This window comes from Mesorhizobium sp. WSM4306 (assembly GCF_007003975.1).
Lineage (GTDB): Bacteria > Pseudomonadota > Alphaproteobacteria > Rhizobiales > Rhizobiaceae > Mesorhizobium.
In genome coordinates this window covers 14922-31523 of the sequence record NZ_VFTC01000015.1, presented here as the reverse complement: position 1 = coordinate 31523, position 16602 = coordinate 14922, and the positions used below count along the sequence as shown (strand labels likewise).

The 16602-nt window shown below is 62.2% G+C and carries 14 protein-coding genes and 1 pseudogene; 5 read left to right on the top strand and 10 right to left on the bottom strand.

Going from position 1 to position 16602, the window contains the following annotated elements:
• Window positions 1–17 precede the first annotated feature (17 nt).
• Complete coding sequence (locus FJV77_RS18420) at window positions 18–860, top strand: AraC family transcriptional regulator (protein WP_142868284.1); 843 nt, start codon at window positions 18–20, stop codon at window positions 858–860.
• Window positions 861–885: 25 nt separating this feature from the next.
• Here the strand turns inward: FJV77_RS18420 and ugpC are convergent, their stop codons facing one another.
• The 7 genes from ugpC to FJV77_RS18385 all read right to left on the bottom strand — a co-directional run bounded on the left by ugpC (window position 886) and on the right by FJV77_RS18385 (window position 8003).
• The gene (gene ugpC / locus FJV77_RS18415; protein ID WP_142868189.1) at window positions 886–1953 is read right to left on the bottom strand and encodes a sn-glycerol-3-phosphate ABC transporter ATP-binding protein UgpC; all 1068 of its coding nucleotides are present in this window, start codon (window positions 1951–1953) and stop codon (window positions 886–888) included.
• Window positions 1954–1956: 3 nt separating this feature from the next.
• Window positions 1957–2805 (bottom strand): carbohydrate ABC transporter permease, encoded by an 849-nt coding sequence (locus FJV77_RS18410; RefSeq protein ID WP_142868188.1) that lies wholly within the window; start codon window positions 2803–2805, stop codon window positions 1957–1959.
• Entirely contained in the window at window positions 2805–3728 is a 924-nt protein-coding gene (locus tag FJV77_RS18405) for a sugar ABC transporter permease (protein WP_142868187.1), read from the bottom strand. The genes FJV77_RS18410 and FJV77_RS18405 overlap by 1 nt, the downstream gene beginning before the upstream one ends.
• A 213-nt stretch (window positions 3729–3941) precedes the next feature.
• Complete coding sequence (locus tag FJV77_RS18400; RefSeq protein ID WP_142868186.1) at window positions 3942–5219, bottom strand: sugar ABC transporter substrate-binding protein; 1278 nt, start codon at window positions 5217–5219, stop codon at window positions 3942–3944.
• A 26-nt stretch (window positions 5220–5245) separates the two neighbouring features.
• On the bottom strand, window positions 5246–6442 hold the full coding sequence (locus FJV77_RS18395) for a PLP-dependent transferase (protein ID WP_142868185.1): 1197 nt from the start codon (window positions 6440–6442) through the stop codon (window positions 5246–5248).
• Window positions 6439–7173 (bottom strand): FadR/GntR family transcriptional regulator, encoded by a 735-nt coding sequence (locus FJV77_RS18390; RefSeq protein WP_142868184.1) that lies wholly within the window; start codon window positions 7171–7173, stop codon window positions 6439–6441. The genes FJV77_RS18395 and FJV77_RS18390 overlap by 4 nt, the downstream gene beginning before the upstream one ends.
• 122 nt (window positions 7174–7295) lie before the next feature.
• The gene (locus FJV77_RS18385) at window positions 7296–8003 is read right to left on the bottom strand and encodes a DJ-1/PfpI family protein (protein WP_142868183.1); all 708 of its coding nucleotides are present in this window, start codon (window positions 8001–8003) and stop codon (window positions 7296–7298) included.
• Window positions 8004–8090: 87 nt separating this feature from the next.
• Between FJV77_RS18385 and FJV77_RS18380 the strand changes: the two genes are divergently transcribed.
• Complete coding sequence (locus FJV77_RS18380) at window positions 8091–9038, top strand: GlxA family transcriptional regulator (RefSeq protein WP_142868182.1); 948 nt, start codon at window positions 8091–8093, stop codon at window positions 9036–9038.
• Window positions 9039–9079: 41 nt separating this feature from the next.
• Here the strand turns inward: FJV77_RS18380 and FJV77_RS18375 are convergent.
• Window positions 9080–9550 (bottom strand): annotated as a pseudogene (locus tag FJV77_RS18375) (family 1 encapsulin nanocompartment shell protein); the annotation flags it as partial.
• Complete coding sequence (locus FJV77_RS18370; protein WP_185970371.1) at window positions 9547–10599, bottom strand: Dyp-type peroxidase; 1053 nt, start codon at window positions 10597–10599, stop codon at window positions 9547–9549. The gene FJV77_RS18370 and the pseudogene FJV77_RS18375, both read right to left, overlap by 4 nt.
• A gap of 747 nt (window positions 10600–11346) precedes the next feature.
• On the opposite strand from FJV77_RS18370, the gene FJV77_RS18365 reads away from it, so the two are divergent.
• Entirely contained in the window at window positions 11347–12252 is a 906-nt protein-coding gene (locus FJV77_RS18365) for a WecB/TagA/CpsF family glycosyltransferase (RefSeq protein WP_142868179.1), read from the top strand.
• On the top strand, window positions 12249–13475 hold the full coding sequence (locus tag FJV77_RS18360) for an FAD-dependent monooxygenase (RefSeq protein ID WP_142868178.1): 1227 nt from the start codon (window positions 12249–12251) through the stop codon (window positions 13473–13475). Before FJV77_RS18365 ends, FJV77_RS18360 begins: the two co-directional genes overlap by 4 nt.
• A 198-nt stretch (window positions 13476–13673) precedes the next feature.
• Here the strand turns inward: FJV77_RS18360 and FJV77_RS18355 are convergent, their stop codons facing one another.
• Window positions 13674–14822: a GNAT family N-acetyltransferase gene (locus tag FJV77_RS18355; RefSeq protein ID WP_142868177.1), complete on the bottom strand. Its 1149-nt coding sequence runs from the start codon at window positions 14820–14822 to the stop codon at window positions 13674–13676.
• Window positions 14823–15080: 258 nt separating this feature from the next.
• Here FJV77_RS18355 and FJV77_RS18350 point away from each other — a divergent pair, with 258 nt between their 5' ends.
• Window positions 15081–16583, top strand: a complete 1503-nt coding sequence (locus FJV77_RS18350; protein WP_246691304.1) for a hypothetical protein — start codon at window positions 15081–15083, stop codon at window positions 16581–16583.
• The last annotated feature ends 19 nt before the right edge of the window (window positions 16584–16602 follow it).

Below are 16602 nucleotides of genomic sequence, written 5' to 3'. Positions count from 1 at the left end.
TCGCCAACGGACAATTGATGCGCACCATCTCGCTGCCGCGCGGCCGCCAGCGCCTGCATGCCATGCCGACCAGCACCGGCTATGAGGTGCGCGAAAGCGTGACCTACGACTGGGATGGGCGCAAGCGCGGCCAGACACCATTTACCGTGCTGCAGCACACGATCAGCGGCACCGGCCAGCTTCGCTATGAGAACCGCAACTACCGCCTGCAGGCCAACGACACACTGCTGGTGCTGGTGCCGCACAACCATCGCTACTGGCTGGAGAAAGGCGACCGCTGGGAATATTTCTGGATCTCGATGAATGGCGAGGAGGCGCTGCGCATCCACAAATCCATTCTTAGCGTATCCGGGCCGGTGTTCCGGCTGCAGCCGGAGACGGTCGATCATCTCGCCGATTGCAGCCTGCGCCTGATCAAGGGCGGCGCTTCGCCGGGGTCGGCTTCGGCAATCGCCTATGAGGCGGCGATGGCGCTTTATGACGATGTCTTCGGCTCGCACGCCTTCACCGAGAAACAGAGCGCCATGCAGCCGGTCATCGATCATATCAACGCCAATCTCGACAAGCCCTTGCCGGTGGCCGACCTCGTTCAAATCAGTGGCCTCAGCCGCGCGCATTTCTCGCGCTGTTTTGCCGAGAGCGAAGGCATTCCGCCGGCCGAATTCGTGCTGCAGCAGCGGCTGCAGCGGGCGGCGAAACTTCTGACCAGGGCCGATTTCCTGCCTGTCAAGGAGGTCGCCATATTGTGCGGCTTCGAGGACGCCAACTATTTTTCAAAAGTCTTCCGCCGGCTCTACGGCATCAACCCGACGCAGTTCCGCACCACCGGCATGTACGCCAGCCTGGGCAACCACCGGTAGGAGGGACTGCCTGCTTCAGGCACTCTCACCCAATGCGGTTGCCGCTTTCCGGATCGAACAGGTGCAGCGCCGCCGGATCGGCGAACAGCCGCACCGTGTCGCCCGGCCGGATGGTACTGCGCCCCATGACGAAGACGCAGACCAGCTGCCCCGCGAACCTGACATAGAACTGCGTCGACAGGCCGAGCGGCTCAACCACTTCGACCTCGGCCTTGAGCGGACCATCCTCGGAGAGCTGGATGTGTTCCGGCCGCAACCCGACAGTTAGCTTGTCGCCATCCTTGAGCGGCAGACCATCGGGCAATCTCAGCTTCTGCCCGTCGGCCAGCACCGCATCCACCTTGCCAGCCTTGGCGACGGTCGCCGGCAAAAAGTTCATGCCGGGCGAGCCGATGAAACCGGCAACGAAGGTGTTGACCGGCCGGTCGTAAAGTTCGAGCGGATGGCCTACCTGTTGGACATAGCCGTCATGCATGACGACGATGCGGTCGGCCATGGTCATGGCTTCGATCTGGTCGTGCGTGACGTAGACCGAAGTGGTTTTCAGCTGCTGGTGCAGCGCCTTGATCTCGGCGCGCATATGCACGCGCAGCTTGGCGTCGAGATTGCTGAGCGGTTCGTCGAAGAGGAACACTTTGGGATCGCGCACGATGGCGCGGCCCATCGCCACGCGCTGGCGTTGCCCCCCGGACAATTGCCGCGGCAGGCGGCCAAGGAAACTGTCGAGCCCCAGCCGCTTTGCGGCCGCACCCACCCTGCCGTCGATCGTCGTTTTCTCCGCCTTCTTCAGAAGCAGGCTGAAGCCCATATTCGACGACACATCCATATGCGGGTAGAGCGCGTAGGACTGGAACACCATGGCGATGTCGCGGTCCTTCGGCGCGACGTCGTTGACCAGCCGCTCGCCGATACGGATCTCGCCGCCCGAGACTTCTTCCAACCCGGCAATCATGCGCAGCAAGGTCGACTTGCCGCAGCCGGACGGGCCGACCAGCACGACGAACTCGCCATCGGCGATCTCGAGATCGACGCCGTGCAGGATGCGCAGCGACCCGTAATCCTTCTCGACTTTTTGCAGCGTGACGGAAGCCATCGATTATCCTTTGACCGCGCCGGCGGTGAGGCCGGTGACGAGATAGCGTTGCAGGAAGGCAAAGAAGATGCAGACCGGGATCAGCGCCAGGATCGACGCCGCCATCATCTGCCCCCAGTCGACGGCGAACTTGCCGATATAAGTGAGCAAGCCGACGGCGAACGTCTTCTGGTCGTCGCTGGAGATCAGCATCAGCGCGAACAGCAATTCGCTCCAGGCGGCGGTGAAGACGAAGCCGAGCGTCGCGCCCATGCCGGGCAGTGTCAGCGGCACGATCACCTTGCGCATCGCCTGCGCCCGGGTGCAGCCGTCGATCATCGCGGCCTCTTCCAAGTCCTTGGGAATGCCGTCGAAGAAGGACTGCATCAGGAAGGTGGCGAAGGCGGTGTTGAAGGCGGTATAGATGATGATCAGGCCGACCAGGCTGTTGGTCAGGCCAAGCTCGCCCATGACGCGATAGATCGGCGGGATGACCATCACCAGCGGGAAGGTTTGCGTCAGCAGAAGCATGATCGCCAATGTCGCCTTGCCGCGAAAGGTAAAGCGCGACATGGCGTAGCCGGCGAGCGTGGCGATGACGGTGACGAATGCCGCTGTCGACACCGACACGATGACGCTGTTGAGGAAATAGCGCGGGAAATCAGAGGCTTCGAGCACGGTGATGAAGTTGTGGAATGTCGTTTCCGAGGGCCACAAAGTGATGCCTTCGGAATAGAGCAGCCGCTCCGGCGTCACAGAAATCTTCAGCGTCCAGAAAATCGGGAACAGCGCGAAGATCATGTAGGTCGCAATCGCCGCGTAGAGGCCGATGCCGCTGAAGATGCGCGAGGAGGTGGAGCGTCCGGCGATCATCAGACGTGCCTCACCAGCAAGCGGCGGATGGCGATCAGCGCGATCGCATAAGCGATGAGCAGGACCAAAAGCAGCACCGCGACCGCCGAGGCATAGCCCTTGTCCAGCGACTTGAAGGCGCTGACATAGATATAGACCGGCACCGTGCTGGTCGAGCCGGCCGGCCCGCCTTCGGTCATGACGAAGATCAGATCGGCGAAGGTGGCGATCCAGATCGTGCGCAGCATGACGGTGATGACGATGGTCGGCGCCAGGAAAGGCAGCGTCACCTTGGTGAAACGTTGCCACGGCGAGGCACCGTCTATGGCCGCCGCCTCATGCAGTTCCGACGGGATAGACTTCAGCGCCGCCAGCAGCGTGATGGCGAAGAACGGGATGCCGAACCAGATGTTGGCGACGATCGGCCCCCACATGGCGGTGGCCGGATCGGACAGCACATTGGTTGGCTCTGCCTTCAGGCCGAGGGCAAACAGCCAATGCGGCAGCGGCCCGATGATCGGGTTGAACAGCCATGCCCAGGTCAGGCCCGACAGGAAGGACGGCACCGCCCAGGGAAGGAACACCACCGCCTGCACGAACTTGCGCCCGACAAACGGCTTGTCGAGCAGCAGCGCCAGGCCAAGCCCGAGGAAGAACTGGAAGAACAGGCTGGCGACGGTCCACCACAGCGTGTTGACCAGCGCCTGCCCCAGCACCTGGTCGGAGAGCATCGCCTCATATTGGCCAAGGCCGACATATTCGGATTTGAAGGCGGAGAATTTGCGGAAGGAATAACTGATGCCGATGATCAGCGGCACCAGCAGCACCACGACCAGCAGAACAATCGCCGGCGAGAGATAAAGCCAGGGCTCGATGGCGGCATGCGTCAGCCGCTTCTTTCGAGGCCGGCCTGCGGATCGTATTTCGGACACGGCATAGGTCATCGGGTGCTGAATCGTCTCCTGGAGGAGCGCCGGGATTGGCGACAAGCGTCCTCCCCGTTTGCGGGGAGAAGATGCCGGTCCACCCTCCAAAGCTGCAGCGCAGCTGTGGCGGAGGACGGGCAGGCAGATGAGGGGCAGCGCCAGCCTTGGGGTGCTCGCGCTGCCCCTCATCCCGCCTTCTCCCCGTAAACGGGGAGAAGGAAGAAGACGCGCCTACTTCTTGTTCTTGGCCAGCCAGTCCTGCTGTTCCTTGGTCAGGAACGCGGCCCATTGATCGGCAACGTCCTTGGCCGACTTCTGGCCGAGCAGCACTTCCTGGAAATTCTTGATCGCCACCTGGTCGACGAAGTTGCCGAGGTTCTCCAGATGCGTCGGCGGCGTCACCATTTCATATTTGGAGGTGTCGCTGAGCTCGGTGAACCAGCCCTTGAACTGCTCGGTCTTGAAATGGGCGTCCTGGTCGGCGCCGTTGTGGATCGGCACGACGCCGACTTCCTTGGCCCATTCCAGATTGTCCTTCGGCGACAACAACGTCGCCATCAGCTTCCAGGCATCGTCCTTGTGCTGCGAATTGGCAAACATCGCCCAGCCGGCATAGCCCAGCGTCGGATAGGACTTGCCGCTCGGTCCGACCGGCAGCGGCGCCACGGCAAAATCGTCGGCGCTCATCTTGTCGGCAATGCCGATCAGCGCGTCCGGATCCTGGTTGAGCATGGCGCAGGTGCCGGAATAGAAGCCGGTGACGGTCTCGTTGAAGCCCCAGCTCACCGCATCCTTCGGCGCCAGCCCGTCCTTGTACATGTCAGCCAGCATCTGCAGGCCCTTGACCGAGCCTTCCTCATTGATGGTCGAGGTGCCGTCCTCGTTGAAGTAGCCACCCTTGCCCTGAGCGATGTTCATGAACATGTGCATGCCGTTGAAGGCGCCCGGCCCGCCACGCAGGCAATAGCCGTACTTGCCCGGGATGGCCGAGATCTTCTTTGAATCGGCAATGAAGTCGTCGAGCGTCGCCGGCGGGCCGTCGAGACCGGCTTCCTTGAACAGCTTCTTGTTCCAGAACAGTGCGTTCACATAATAGCCGTACGGGATCATGAACTGGGTGTTGTTGACGGTCGAGCCGAACTGCTTGGCGCGCTCGCCGAGCGTCTTGGCGTCGTCCCATTTGGCCATGTAGGGGCCGAGATCCTCGAGCTGGCCGTTGGTGGCGTAGAGGCCCATCCAGCGCTCCGGCATCTCGACGATGTCGGGCGTATCGCCGGCCTGCACCATGGTGAGGAATTTTTCGAACGCCTGGCCCCAGGGCAGCGAGACCACCTCGACCTTGACGCCCGCATTGGCGGCCTCGAACTCGGCGATCTGCTTCTTCAGGAATTCGGTGCGCTGCGGGCTGGTGATGACCTCGACCAGCTTGAGTGTGGTGTCCGCCAGCGCGCCGCTGGCGGAAATCGCCAGGCCGGCAGCTGTGGCAAGCATGACTGTCAGTCTTTTCATGTTCAGAACTCCCATTTTGAACCCAGTTATTTTTTTGCTTTGTCGAAGGCCTGGGCGATGTCGGCCCAGAGGTCTTCGACGCTTTCCAATCCGACATTGAAGCGGATGGTTCGGGGGCTGACGCCGAAGCGCGCCATCGAATTGAGACCCGGCGTCTGCTCGAGCGAGGCCTTTGCCGGCACGACCAGGCTTTCATGGCCGCCCCAGCTGACGCCGATGCGGAAGAATTTCAGCGCATCTACGAAAGCCGGAATGTCGACATCCTCCGTCACTTCGAAGGAGAACAGCCCGGCATAGCCGGCAAGCGTCTTCTTGCCGGGGTGGTTGGAATAGGCGGGATGATTGACCCGCTCGACCTTGTCATGTGCCTTCAGTCGCTCGGCGATGGTCAGCCCGCTCTTCATGTGATGCGGCAGCCTGAGCGGCAGCGTGCGGAGGCCGCGCAAAAGCAGCCAACCTTCAAAGGGCGACAGCTTGGCGCCGAGCTGGGAATAGGTCTGGTCGTTGATGTGCTTGATGTGGGCGGCCGAGCCCGCCACCACGCCGGCGACGGTATCGCTGTGGCCGCCGAGATATTTGGAGGCGGAGTGCAGCACCAGATCGACGCCGTGCAGGATCGGTTTCTGGAACACCGGCGTCGCCCAGGAATTGTCGATGGTGGTGACGATGCCCTGCTCTTTCGCCAGTCGCGCCAGATGCGCGATGTCCTGCAGCTCGAACATCATCGAGGTCGGGCTTTCCAGATAAAGCAGTTTCGCGCCGGGCAGTGCCGCCGCAATCGCGTCCGGATCCGAGCCGTCGACATAATCGACCTTGATGTTCAGACGTGGGAACAGCCGCTCGAACAGCCTGTAGGCGTCGCCATAGCAGTTGCGCACCGCGACTATGCGCTCGCCGGCGCCGACAAAGGCAAGCACCGTGGAGCTGATCGCGGCCATACCGCTGGAAAAGCCGCGCGCGGCTTCCGCACCTTCAAGGGCTGCAACGCGTGACTCGAACTCCATCACCGTCGGATTGTCGCCGCGCGAATAGATCGGCTGCTTGCGGCGGCCGGCAAAGGTGTCGGCCATCTCGGCATAGCTGCCGAAAGTGAACAGCGAGGTCTGGTAGATCGGCGGCACGACGGCATTGCCGGGAAACGGATCGTCATGCGCCAGAAGCGTCGCCGCTTCGGCGAGATAGTCGCTGCCGGAAATGCCTGGGTCGAAGCTGTGCTCGTTCATTTGCGGTCCGAAAGTTTGAGGTTGGCCGCACCGCGCTTCAGGTCGTCCTCGACAGTGGCGATCAGCTTCAGCGCCTCGGCCCGGGCGCCTTCCGGATCGTGCGCGGCGATGCAGTTGAACATGGTGCGGTGGTAGGGAAAGCTGGCATGGCCGAAATCACGCACGCCGAGCGGATGTTCCCAGAAGCGGTGGAACAGCTCGTGCATGGCGGCGATGATCTGCTCGAACAGCGGATTGCCGCAGGCGCGGTAGATCGCCTGATGGAATTCCCAGTCCTCTTCCGACGACATGCCGGCCCGGTTGAGAAACTCCTCCTCCATGATGTCGAGCTTGCGTTCGATCTCGGCGAGATCGTCCTCGTCGGCACGGACGGCGCAAAGCGCGGCGGCTTCCGCTTCCAGTGCGCGGCGGATTTCCAGCGTGCGCATCAGCCCGGTGAAGTCATTGCCGCCGGCGAGCGTCAGCGGCATGTGCAGCATGTCGAGCGAGACGGCGGCCTTGAGGTAGGTGCCCGAGCCCTGACGGCGCTCGACCAGGCCAAGCCCTTCCCAGCGCGTCAGCGCCTCGCGCACGGTGTTGCGGCTGACCTTCAGGCGCTCGGCGAGGATGCGTTCGGTCGGCAATCTCTCGCCGGGTTCCAGCTTCTCGCGCATGACGAAGCCGGCCAACGCCTTCAGCACCGCATCGTCGCGGGCCGTCGTCTGGATCGGCGGAAGGCTGAATTCGGTCACGCCTGTGCAAACTCAAAGTGGTTCAATGGTCCAACCAATTTCTGCACAGACGAACAGACGTGTCAACAGCGGAAACGCAGCTGGGCCGAAGGACGACCATGTGCGCCTTCGGCCCTGCCGCTTCAGCCGTGGATGCGCGCCGGTTCGGCGGCTGCGCGAGCGGCGCGCCAGCGCGCAAACATCTCCTCGCGAACCCGCCTCGAACCCGCGAGCCGCTCCTTTGCCTGCGCCAGCACGGCAGGCGAAGCCTCGGCAGGCGTCCCCGACTGGAACGGAGGAGCCGGGGCATATTCGAGCGAGAGCTGCACGATCTCGGCCTCCTCCTGTCCAAGCAGCCTTGCAACCAGCGCCAGCCCGAAATCGATCCCGGAAGTGACGCCGCCGGCGGTGATCAGCTTGCCGTCCTCCACGATACGCTCATCGACCGGGATCGCCCCGAACTCTTCAAGGAAATCATGCGCATACCAGTGCGTGGTCGCCCGCTTGCCCTTGAGCAGCCCGGCCGCGCCGAGCACCAGCGCCCCGCTGCACACCGAGGTGATGTAGCGCACCTGTGCCGCGCGCTCCCAGACGAAATCGAGGACTGTCTGGTCCTCCAGCAGCGGGTTGACGCCGCCTCCGCCCGGAATGCACAGCACGTCGAGAGGCGGGCAATCGTCGAAGGTCGCCGTTGGCGTGAGGGACAGCCGTGTCGAGGACATCACCGGATTGCGATCCTTCCAGATCAATTCCACTTCCGCGCCCTTGGCTGTTGCCAGGACTTCATAGGGACCGGTGAGGTCGAGCTGCTGGACGTTGGGGAATACGAGGATGCCGAAACGAAGGGTCATGGAAATCTCCGTGGTTGACTTCAGGCAATCTAGGGCATCATGTTTTGGCACGATTGCCATTCACCCCTCGTTTCAGGCCAAAACCCAATGCGCCGTATCGAAGTGCTTGCCTATCCCGACATCCAGCTCCTCGACGTCAGCGGACCGCTTCAGGTTTTTGCCAGCGCCAACGACCTCAAGAGGCAGACCGGCGAACCAGCGCCCTACGAGGTCACGGTCGTTGCCGCCTCGCCGCGGATCAGGACATCGGCCGGCCTCGTGCTGGAGGCCTCAGCGTTGCCGACACACGGAGGTGAGATCGATACGTTGATCGTGCCCGGCGGATGGGGCGTCAACGCGGCCTGCGACGATCCCGAGCTGGTCGAATGGATCGCCAGGCGCTCGCGCGATGCCACGCGAATCGCCTCGGTCTGCAGCGGCGCCATGCTGCTGGCGCAGGCGGGCCTCCTCGACGGCCGTCGCGCCGTGACCCACTGGGGACGTTGCGCGGAGTTCGCCCGGCGCTTTCCAGCAGTCCGCCTCGAACCCGATCCGATCTTCATCCGTGACGGCAATGTCTGGACGTCCGCCGGCGTAACGGCGGGGATCGATCTCGCCCTCTCCCTCGTCGAGGCAGACCTTGGCCGGCATACGGCGCTCGCGGTGGCGCGCGAGTTGGTGGTCTTCCTGAAACGTCCCGGCGGCCAGGCGCAATTCAGCCAGACCCTCAAGCTGCAGCAAGGCGATGGGCGCTTCGATCGGCTGCATGGCTGGATCCTCGAAAATCTGGCCGGTGACCTGTCGCTGGCGCAGTTGGCCGACCACGCCAATATGAGCCCGCGCAGTTTCTCGCGGCGTTATCGCGAGGCCACGGGCCGGACACCTGCCCGCGCGATCGAGGAAATCCGGATCGAGGCGGCGCGACGGATGCTGGAGCGGGGACAGCCCGTCAACCAGACGGCACGCCGCTGCGGTTTCGGCTCGGAAGAAACGATGCGGCGCGGGTTTCTGCGCGTGCTGGGCACCAATCCGCGCGCCTATCGCGAGCGTTTCTGATCGCGACTGCTCGCGCCATCAACGTGGTGGCCGACGCCGTGGACCGCCTGGGCAACCGCTTCCAGATAGCCCATCACATTGGCCGGCAACGCCACGACCGGATTGCTGGTGCCTTCACGAATGCCCTGGATACCGGCGGCGGTGTAACCGTCGAACACCGAGCGATCCTCGGCAAAAGCGATCTTGCGCGCCGCTTCCTTCACTGCGGACCAATCTGAATCCGTGGCGCCCCGGTCGACATCGTCGATCGCCTGGCGTGTCGGTTCGAAGGGAACCCGCAACTCGACCAGCGCCTTGACTTCGCGCTGGGTCGATTGAACCCCCTCGCCTGGCGCCGCGATCGGCTTGGTATGGCCGGTGCCGACGGAGGAAAGCCCAAAACCCTTCGGGCCGACGACATCGACGACGCGCCGCGCCGCCAGATGTCGCTTGAGCGTGCGCGATGCCTCGTCCTCGATCTGCGCCCAAGCGCCGTCGGAAATGGGAGCGAGTTCCCGGTAGAGAGCGTTCATGTCTGCCTCACATCCTTGAGAGATCCGATACCGAGGGAATCATCGCGCGGGCGTGACTGGGTTTGATCCGTCGCCTCGGTTTGGGCCGCGGGCGGAGCAGTAGCCGCATCCGCCGCAGCATCTTCGAGAAAAGTCGCCGACGGCACAAAAAACAGCGTGCCGGTCACCGCGCGGCTGAAGTCGAGCAGCCGGTCGTAATTGCCCGGCGGGCGGCCGATGAACATGTTCTCCAACATCTGCTCGATGCGCCGCGGCGAGCGCGCATAACCGATGAAATAGGTGCCGAACTCGCCCTTGCCTGCATCGCCGAACGGCATGTTGTCGCGCAGGATCTCCAACTCCTCGCCATCCTCGGTGATCGACGTCAGCGCATTGTGCGCCGATGTCGGTTTGACCGCGTCGTCGAGTTCGATGTCGGAAAGCTTGGTCCGGCCGATGATCTTCTCCTGCTCCGCCACCGGCACCTCGTTCCAGCGCGCCAGATCGTGCAGGTATTTCTGCACGATGACGTAGCTGCCGCCGGCAAAGCCGGGATCCTCCTCGCCGATGATGGTGGCGTCGATCGCGCCCTGGTCCACCGGGTTCTCGGTGCCATCGACGAAACCGATCAGATCGCGGTTGTCGAAATAGTTGAAGCCCTGCACCTCGTCCGTCGTGGCGACAGCGCTACCAAGCCGCGCCATGATCTGCGTCGCTAGTTCGAAGCAGAGGTCCATTCGCGCCGCACGGATATGAAACAGCATGTCGCCCGGCGTCGAAACAGCGTGATGCTGGCTGCGGACCTCGCGGAACGGATGCAGATCCCTAGGCTTTGGGGTTGCAAACAACCGGTCCCACGCGTCGGAGCCAATTGCTATCACACAGGACAACCCGCCCTCGAGGTCGCGAAAGCCGACCGCTCGCTTGAGTGCGGATAGATCGGCACACAGGCCGCGTGCGGTCGCGTCGTGTTCGGGGCCGGGTTTGAGCGTAACGACAAGAAAAATCGCGGCCCGCGTCAAAAGGGCGACGACCGGTTGCGAAACAACGGCTGGCAAACTGGACTCCATGCTTGATCCGTTCGGTATCCTCTGACGCGGTGCCTGAATCAAGCAGCATCTTACTCAGGTTGGTTCACAGGATTTGGCGCTTGCGCCTGCCCTTGACGATACGGTATTCCCGCCGCAACGGGCGTCCCTCCAAGGGATAGGTCGGAAGGATTTTTGATCCGACTGCCTCACGATGCGCCGGCCCTTCGACTACCGGTATCGCGGGCAGCGAAGCGGGTTATGAAAAGCAGCGGCGTCGAATTCTCGACGCATGGCACGAGAACGATGTCTGCAAGTAAATGCAACCAGAACAACATAGTTTTACTAGCAGCGGTTGCTTGCAAACATTGGATCTGTTGATGCTTTCGACATCTAATCTAAAGCAATCGCTATCCATGGAACGTGACGGAAATCCGGTTCTCATCGACCTTTTCTTGGCAGAGGCCGCGTCGACATTTCCATGTCGTCCGGCGGCTGCGTAGGCGTTCGCGACGCCAAACTCACCGCCACACTGCAATCGAATTCTGTAGGCCGACAAAATGCAAAGAGCGCGTTGATCCAATTGGTTTTTTTGCTCCAGCACCAAAAAACAAACTCGACCTGAAATGGTCCCTTCTTGGCGATTTTGACAACGCTTCGCTGCGGCGATGCAACACATTGATTTATCTGGCAATTTTATGAAAAATTTACCCGTTAACTAACTATTAACGTATCGCTTAACTTTCCCCTCGTTTTACTTAGAATACTTCGAAATGGGTAACTTCCACGATGCGCGACGTTTCAAAAAAGTCTCAAGAGGGTAAGAGCGCGATCCGCGAAGCGGATGCGCGGCGCCCCGAGGCGTCCGCAGCAGGTGAGGCTTCCCATCCCCGCTCGCTTGGCGAGACCGCATCCGCAGGCGTGACAACCGGCGCGCAGCTTCCCGCCTTGCCGACGGTTGTGCTCGGCGGCCTGCCGATCACCGTGATCGACCGGCCAGACGCCGCCCGGCTGATGATCGCGGCGGCGCGCAAGCATCTGCCCAACACCCGCCCCTATTATTTCACCTCCGCCAATGGCGATGTCATCGCCCAGGTGGGGCAGAACACGGAGGTCGCCCGGCTATTTCGCCAGGCCGACCAGATCTTCGCCGATGGCCAGCCGCTGGTTTTCGCCTCGCGCCTGCTGTGCAGCGTGCACCTGCCGGAGCGGGTCGCCACCACGGACCTGTTCCATGATGTGGCCAAGCTCGCCGAACAGGAAGGCACGACGTTCTACCTGCTGGGTTCGACGGAGGCGGAGAACAACAAGGCTGTCGCCCGCATCAGCGCCAAATATCCTCGCCTGCGCATCTCCGGCAATTGTCACGGCTTTCTGGCCGGCCAGGCGCTTGAAAGGAAACTCGACGAGATCAACGCGCTTGCGCCCGATATATTGTGGCTGGGCCTCGGCGTGCCGCGCGAGCAGATCTTTATCCGCGATTATGCATCGCGGCTCCACAATGTCGGCCTGATCAAGACGTCGGGCGGGCTTTTCGACCATATCGCCGGCAAGGTGCGGCGCGCCCCGCTATGGGTGCAGAAGGCTGGCTTCGAGTGGCTCTGGCGTGTGATGATGGAGCCGCGCAGGCTTTTCTGGCGCTACTTCACGACCAGTCCTCGCGCCGTCTACGCCCTATTGAGGTATTCCAAATGATGGCTGAGCACCGCCACAGTCCGCTGCCCGAAGGGACCGATGCCGAGATCGCCATCGTCGGCGCCGGACTTTCCGGCACCATTGCGGCGAATGTGCTCGCACGGGCCGGTTACAGCGTCATCCTGATCGATCGCCATTCGGTCTTTCCCAAGGAATTCCGCGTCGAGAAAGTCGCCGGCGACCAGATTGAAAAACTGCGCCGGCTTGGCCTTCTGGACAGGCTTTCGACGGCGGCCGTGGCCTTCGACGACATTGTCAACATTCGCAGGGGGCGTGTCCTCGACCGCACGCGTGCGCGCCACTATGGCATTTTCTACGATGACCTCGTAGCTGCCATGCGTGCCGAGCTGCCCGAAAACGTTCGCTTCATCTCCGGCCGCGTCAACGGGCTGGAGACAGGAGCGGAACGCCAGCGCGTGTCGATCCTCGAACATCACGACGTGACGGCGCGGCTGCTCGTGCTGGCCACCGGCATGGGCGATATTCTGAAGCGTGACGTCGGCATCGAGCGCCATTTCGTTCACCAGAAGCAGTCACTGACCTTCGGCTTCAATCTGCGCCCGGTGGGAATAAGCGCCTTCAAGCACGCGGCCGTCACCTACTACGGCGAGCGGGTCTCCGACGGCATCGACTACCTGACCCTGTTTCCCGCCGCCGACGTCACGCGCGCCAATCTGTTCGTCTTCCGCGATCACCGTGATCCCTGGGTGAAGGCGCTGCGCGAACGTCCTCGGGAAACGCTCATCGAAACACTGCCGGGGCTGTTTAAGACATTCGGCGATTTCGAAGTCATCAACCGTGTCGACAGCTGGCTCACCGACATCACCGTGGCGCAGAACTGTGTGCGCAACGGTATCGTTTTGATCGGCGATGCCTATCAGACCTCTTGTCCGGCCGCCGGAACCGGCGTCAGCCGGCTGCTCACCGATGTAGAACGGTTGTGCACGGTGCATATACCGCAGTGGATGGCTTCGCCCGGCATGACGGCGGCCAAGATCGCGACATTCTACGACGATCCGGTAAAGCAGGCGATGGACGAACACGGCCTGAATATGGCTGATTTTCGCCGCAGCCTGACCATCGACACGGACCTGCGCTGGCGCGTGCACCGGCAGCTTCATTTCAGCCGCCGCCGCGTCATGCAGAGGATCGACACTCTAAGCCCCGCTTTCGCCGCCAGGCTGCGGAGTTTCAGAAAGCCAGGCATAGAAGCCACGACCTGAAACAGCTCTACCTTTGTTTTTACGCAATTCCGCGGCGAAAGCGCTAACGCGCTTTTCCCGCGAAAAACCGCTTCAACCTTTTCCTGTAATTGTTCTAAAGCGCGTCGCGCTGAAACGGATTCAAGCGACGCGCTTTAAGTCGTTGTTTTGATGCATGTCGTTGTCCCAGAACCGCAGCACACTTCTGAGCGACATGCATTAGGAACCGGCCGCCTCGTCGCTGGGCGCCTGCGGCAGCACGGTACGGCCGGACTTGGGCTTCTTGCCATGTGATCCGACCAACCGCCGCGCCAGCGCCTTGGCCGCCGGCAGTTTCTCGACGGTCATGTGCGCGGCATAGCCGAGCGGGCTGCCGGCCCTGAAAATCTGCCACATCGGCGATGGCCGGCCACCGAAGGTAACCTTGTAGGGTTCGTCGCCAATCGTGAAGTCGAGCGAATGGTCGCCGCGCTCGATGCAGTCGCGGGCGATCTGTTCGAACATCAGGCTGCCGATCGACTGCTTCCGGTAACCCGCCTCGTCAAAGCCGCCGAGAATGACCAGCAGCGAGCCGCGATGTGCGAGACCGAGCGCGCCGGCGATCGCCCGATCGTCCATCCAGAACGTGTAGGTGCGGGCAAAGCCGCCACATCCCTCGGCCGCCACGGCCATATAGAACTCGAAATAGGACGGCGACTGCAACAGGTCGGCCGGGCCGTCGCTGCCGTCGAAACGCTTGCCGCGGTACAATTTGAGCGCATCGAATGTCGTCCGGATGGCGTCGATACTATCCGAACATTCAAAACGCGCCTGGCCCATCCGGCCGAGTTGCCGCGACTTCTTGTCGAGTTCCTTGCGATAGGAATTGTCGAGTTGGTGTTCGCGCCACGCCGTGAATGTCGTCTCGAGCTTGCTGGAATAGGCGCTCATGCCCATGCTTTCACGCTTGTCGATGCCAAACAGGCGCTCGATTGGCAGCGAGCGGTCGGCCAGCTTGCCGATGCGCAGCAGGTCATAGGGCTTCAGATGTTTTCGGATGGCGGCCACAGTACGGCCATCTGCCGCGATACGCGAAAACGTCTCCTCGTCGGCGACCGGCGATATGTAGTCGGAAACACGCATGTCGGCGAATTCCACGACTTTCAGCAGCGTATAGCGACGCCTGACCAGCGGCAGGACCATCGCCAGTCTTCCGCCTGCACGCACGACGATGATCAGCGGCGTGGCCGCACCATGCCCGACGATCTTCTCGTACAGCAAGGCGAGCCAGATGGGGTGCTGAAAAGCGGTCGCGGCCGAGCTTGCGAAAAGCTCGGCATATTCCTTCGAACGAAAATCGAACGAATCCTCGACTGTGACTTCAAACATGTATGGTCCGAACCGGCTGGGTATGGTCTATCGACGCTGTCTTGCGTTCCACGTCAAGGTCAACCGCATGAATGTTAGAAACTTGGTATATGCGGAGCCTCAAGCGGTGATTGCATATCTGTCGTCAATCCAACATTGCGCGGCTGTGCGGCAGGATTGGTCAAGTTCTTCCCGTAAAGCGGATGGCCAGACTTGCAAGTAACCGCAAGGTAAGTTTTTTCAGTCAGTCATTTGTTTGTACCGGTCATTTCTCTTCAAATGCCCAGGCCGGGTCCCGATACAATCGCGAACTGGTACGACATGCTGGCGATCGACGTCATTGTTCCACAATCTGCACCGCGCCTGTGGCAGAAGATTCTCGTGGAGCGGCTGCGATCGGACGGCCACGATGTCGCCGTACTGCAGCAGCCGGGAACGGCAGGCTGGCCAGGGTCGGCCAAAGCCGCTTTTGCTTTCGAACAACGCCTGTTTCGGCGCCGCCGTCCCAATCTGGCAGCGGCGCTGAACGAGATCCCAATCCAGCCGGCCGGCCGGCCCGCAGCACTCAGGCTGGACCTTGCCGGCAATGCGCCGCGATCCGATGTTCCAACCATTGGCCTCCTGTTCGACGGGTCTCGGTCCGATCTTGCAGTGGCGACAGTTGTCGCGGCCGGAAAGTTGCCTGTTATCGAGGCCGTCCTTGATGGAAAAGTTGTCGGCCAGGCACGGCCGATGGTGGACAAGCGGGAATCGGTGGCGCTCGGAACGGAAGATGTGCTCGCACGCGCCATTACCCTGATCGTCTCGCTTGCCAAGGCTTTTGCCGACGGCCGGCCCTTGCAGAACGAACCGTCGTCTGAAGCTCGTAGCGCTCCGGCAACGCAATTCCCGCCCGCCTATCTCGGTTCGGCGCTGCCGCGGCTTGGCCGTGAAATCATCCGGCGCGTCAGCTATCGCCACGCGCATTGGCGGGTCGGCTACCGCTTTGCCGATACCCCCGGTGTCGTGGAAACCGGCAGGCTGGGCAGCGGCTGGTCGGTGCTGCCCGACCCGGACGACCATTTCTATGCCGACCCATTCCCGTTCGAATGGCAGGGCCGGTCGTTCCTGTTCGTCGAGGACTATCCCCACGCCACCGGTAAGGCTGTCATCTCGGTCGTTGCGTTTGATGGGAACGGCGTTCCCGAGGCGCCACGGGTGGTGCTGGAGGAACCGCACCACCTCTCCTATCCCCAGCTATTCGAGCGCGACGGGGCAATCTGGATGCTTCCCGAAGCCAGCGCCAGCGGCAAGCTCACCCTCTATCGCGCGTCAGCTTTCCCGGATCGCTGGACCGCCGACACCGTTTTGGTCGAGGGCGAGATTTCCGACGCGACGCTGCTTGAGCATGACGGGCTGCTCTGGCTGTTCGCCACCGACCGCGACGGATACGGCAGCACCTCCGACACATTGGTGGTGTTTTCAGCCCCTGCCCTCACCGGCCCCTGGACGCCACATGCCGGCAATCCAATCCTGATCGACCATCGCGTGGCGCGTCCGGGCGGCGCTTTCGTACACAGCCGCGACGGCCGTATCGTTCTTCCCGTACAGGACGGAACGCTCGGCTATGGCGGTGGCCTCGGCCTGTCCGAACTGTTGCAGCTCGACCTGCAGACGGTGCGGCTTTCAGCACCCCGGCCGATCGTTGCAGATGGCGACTGGCCATACCCGAAAATCCACACGCTCAACCGGGCCGGCAAGCTGGAAGTGATCGACGGGATCGCGGCGGTGCGGAGGCGCTGAAGCAATTCCAGGAAAAGTG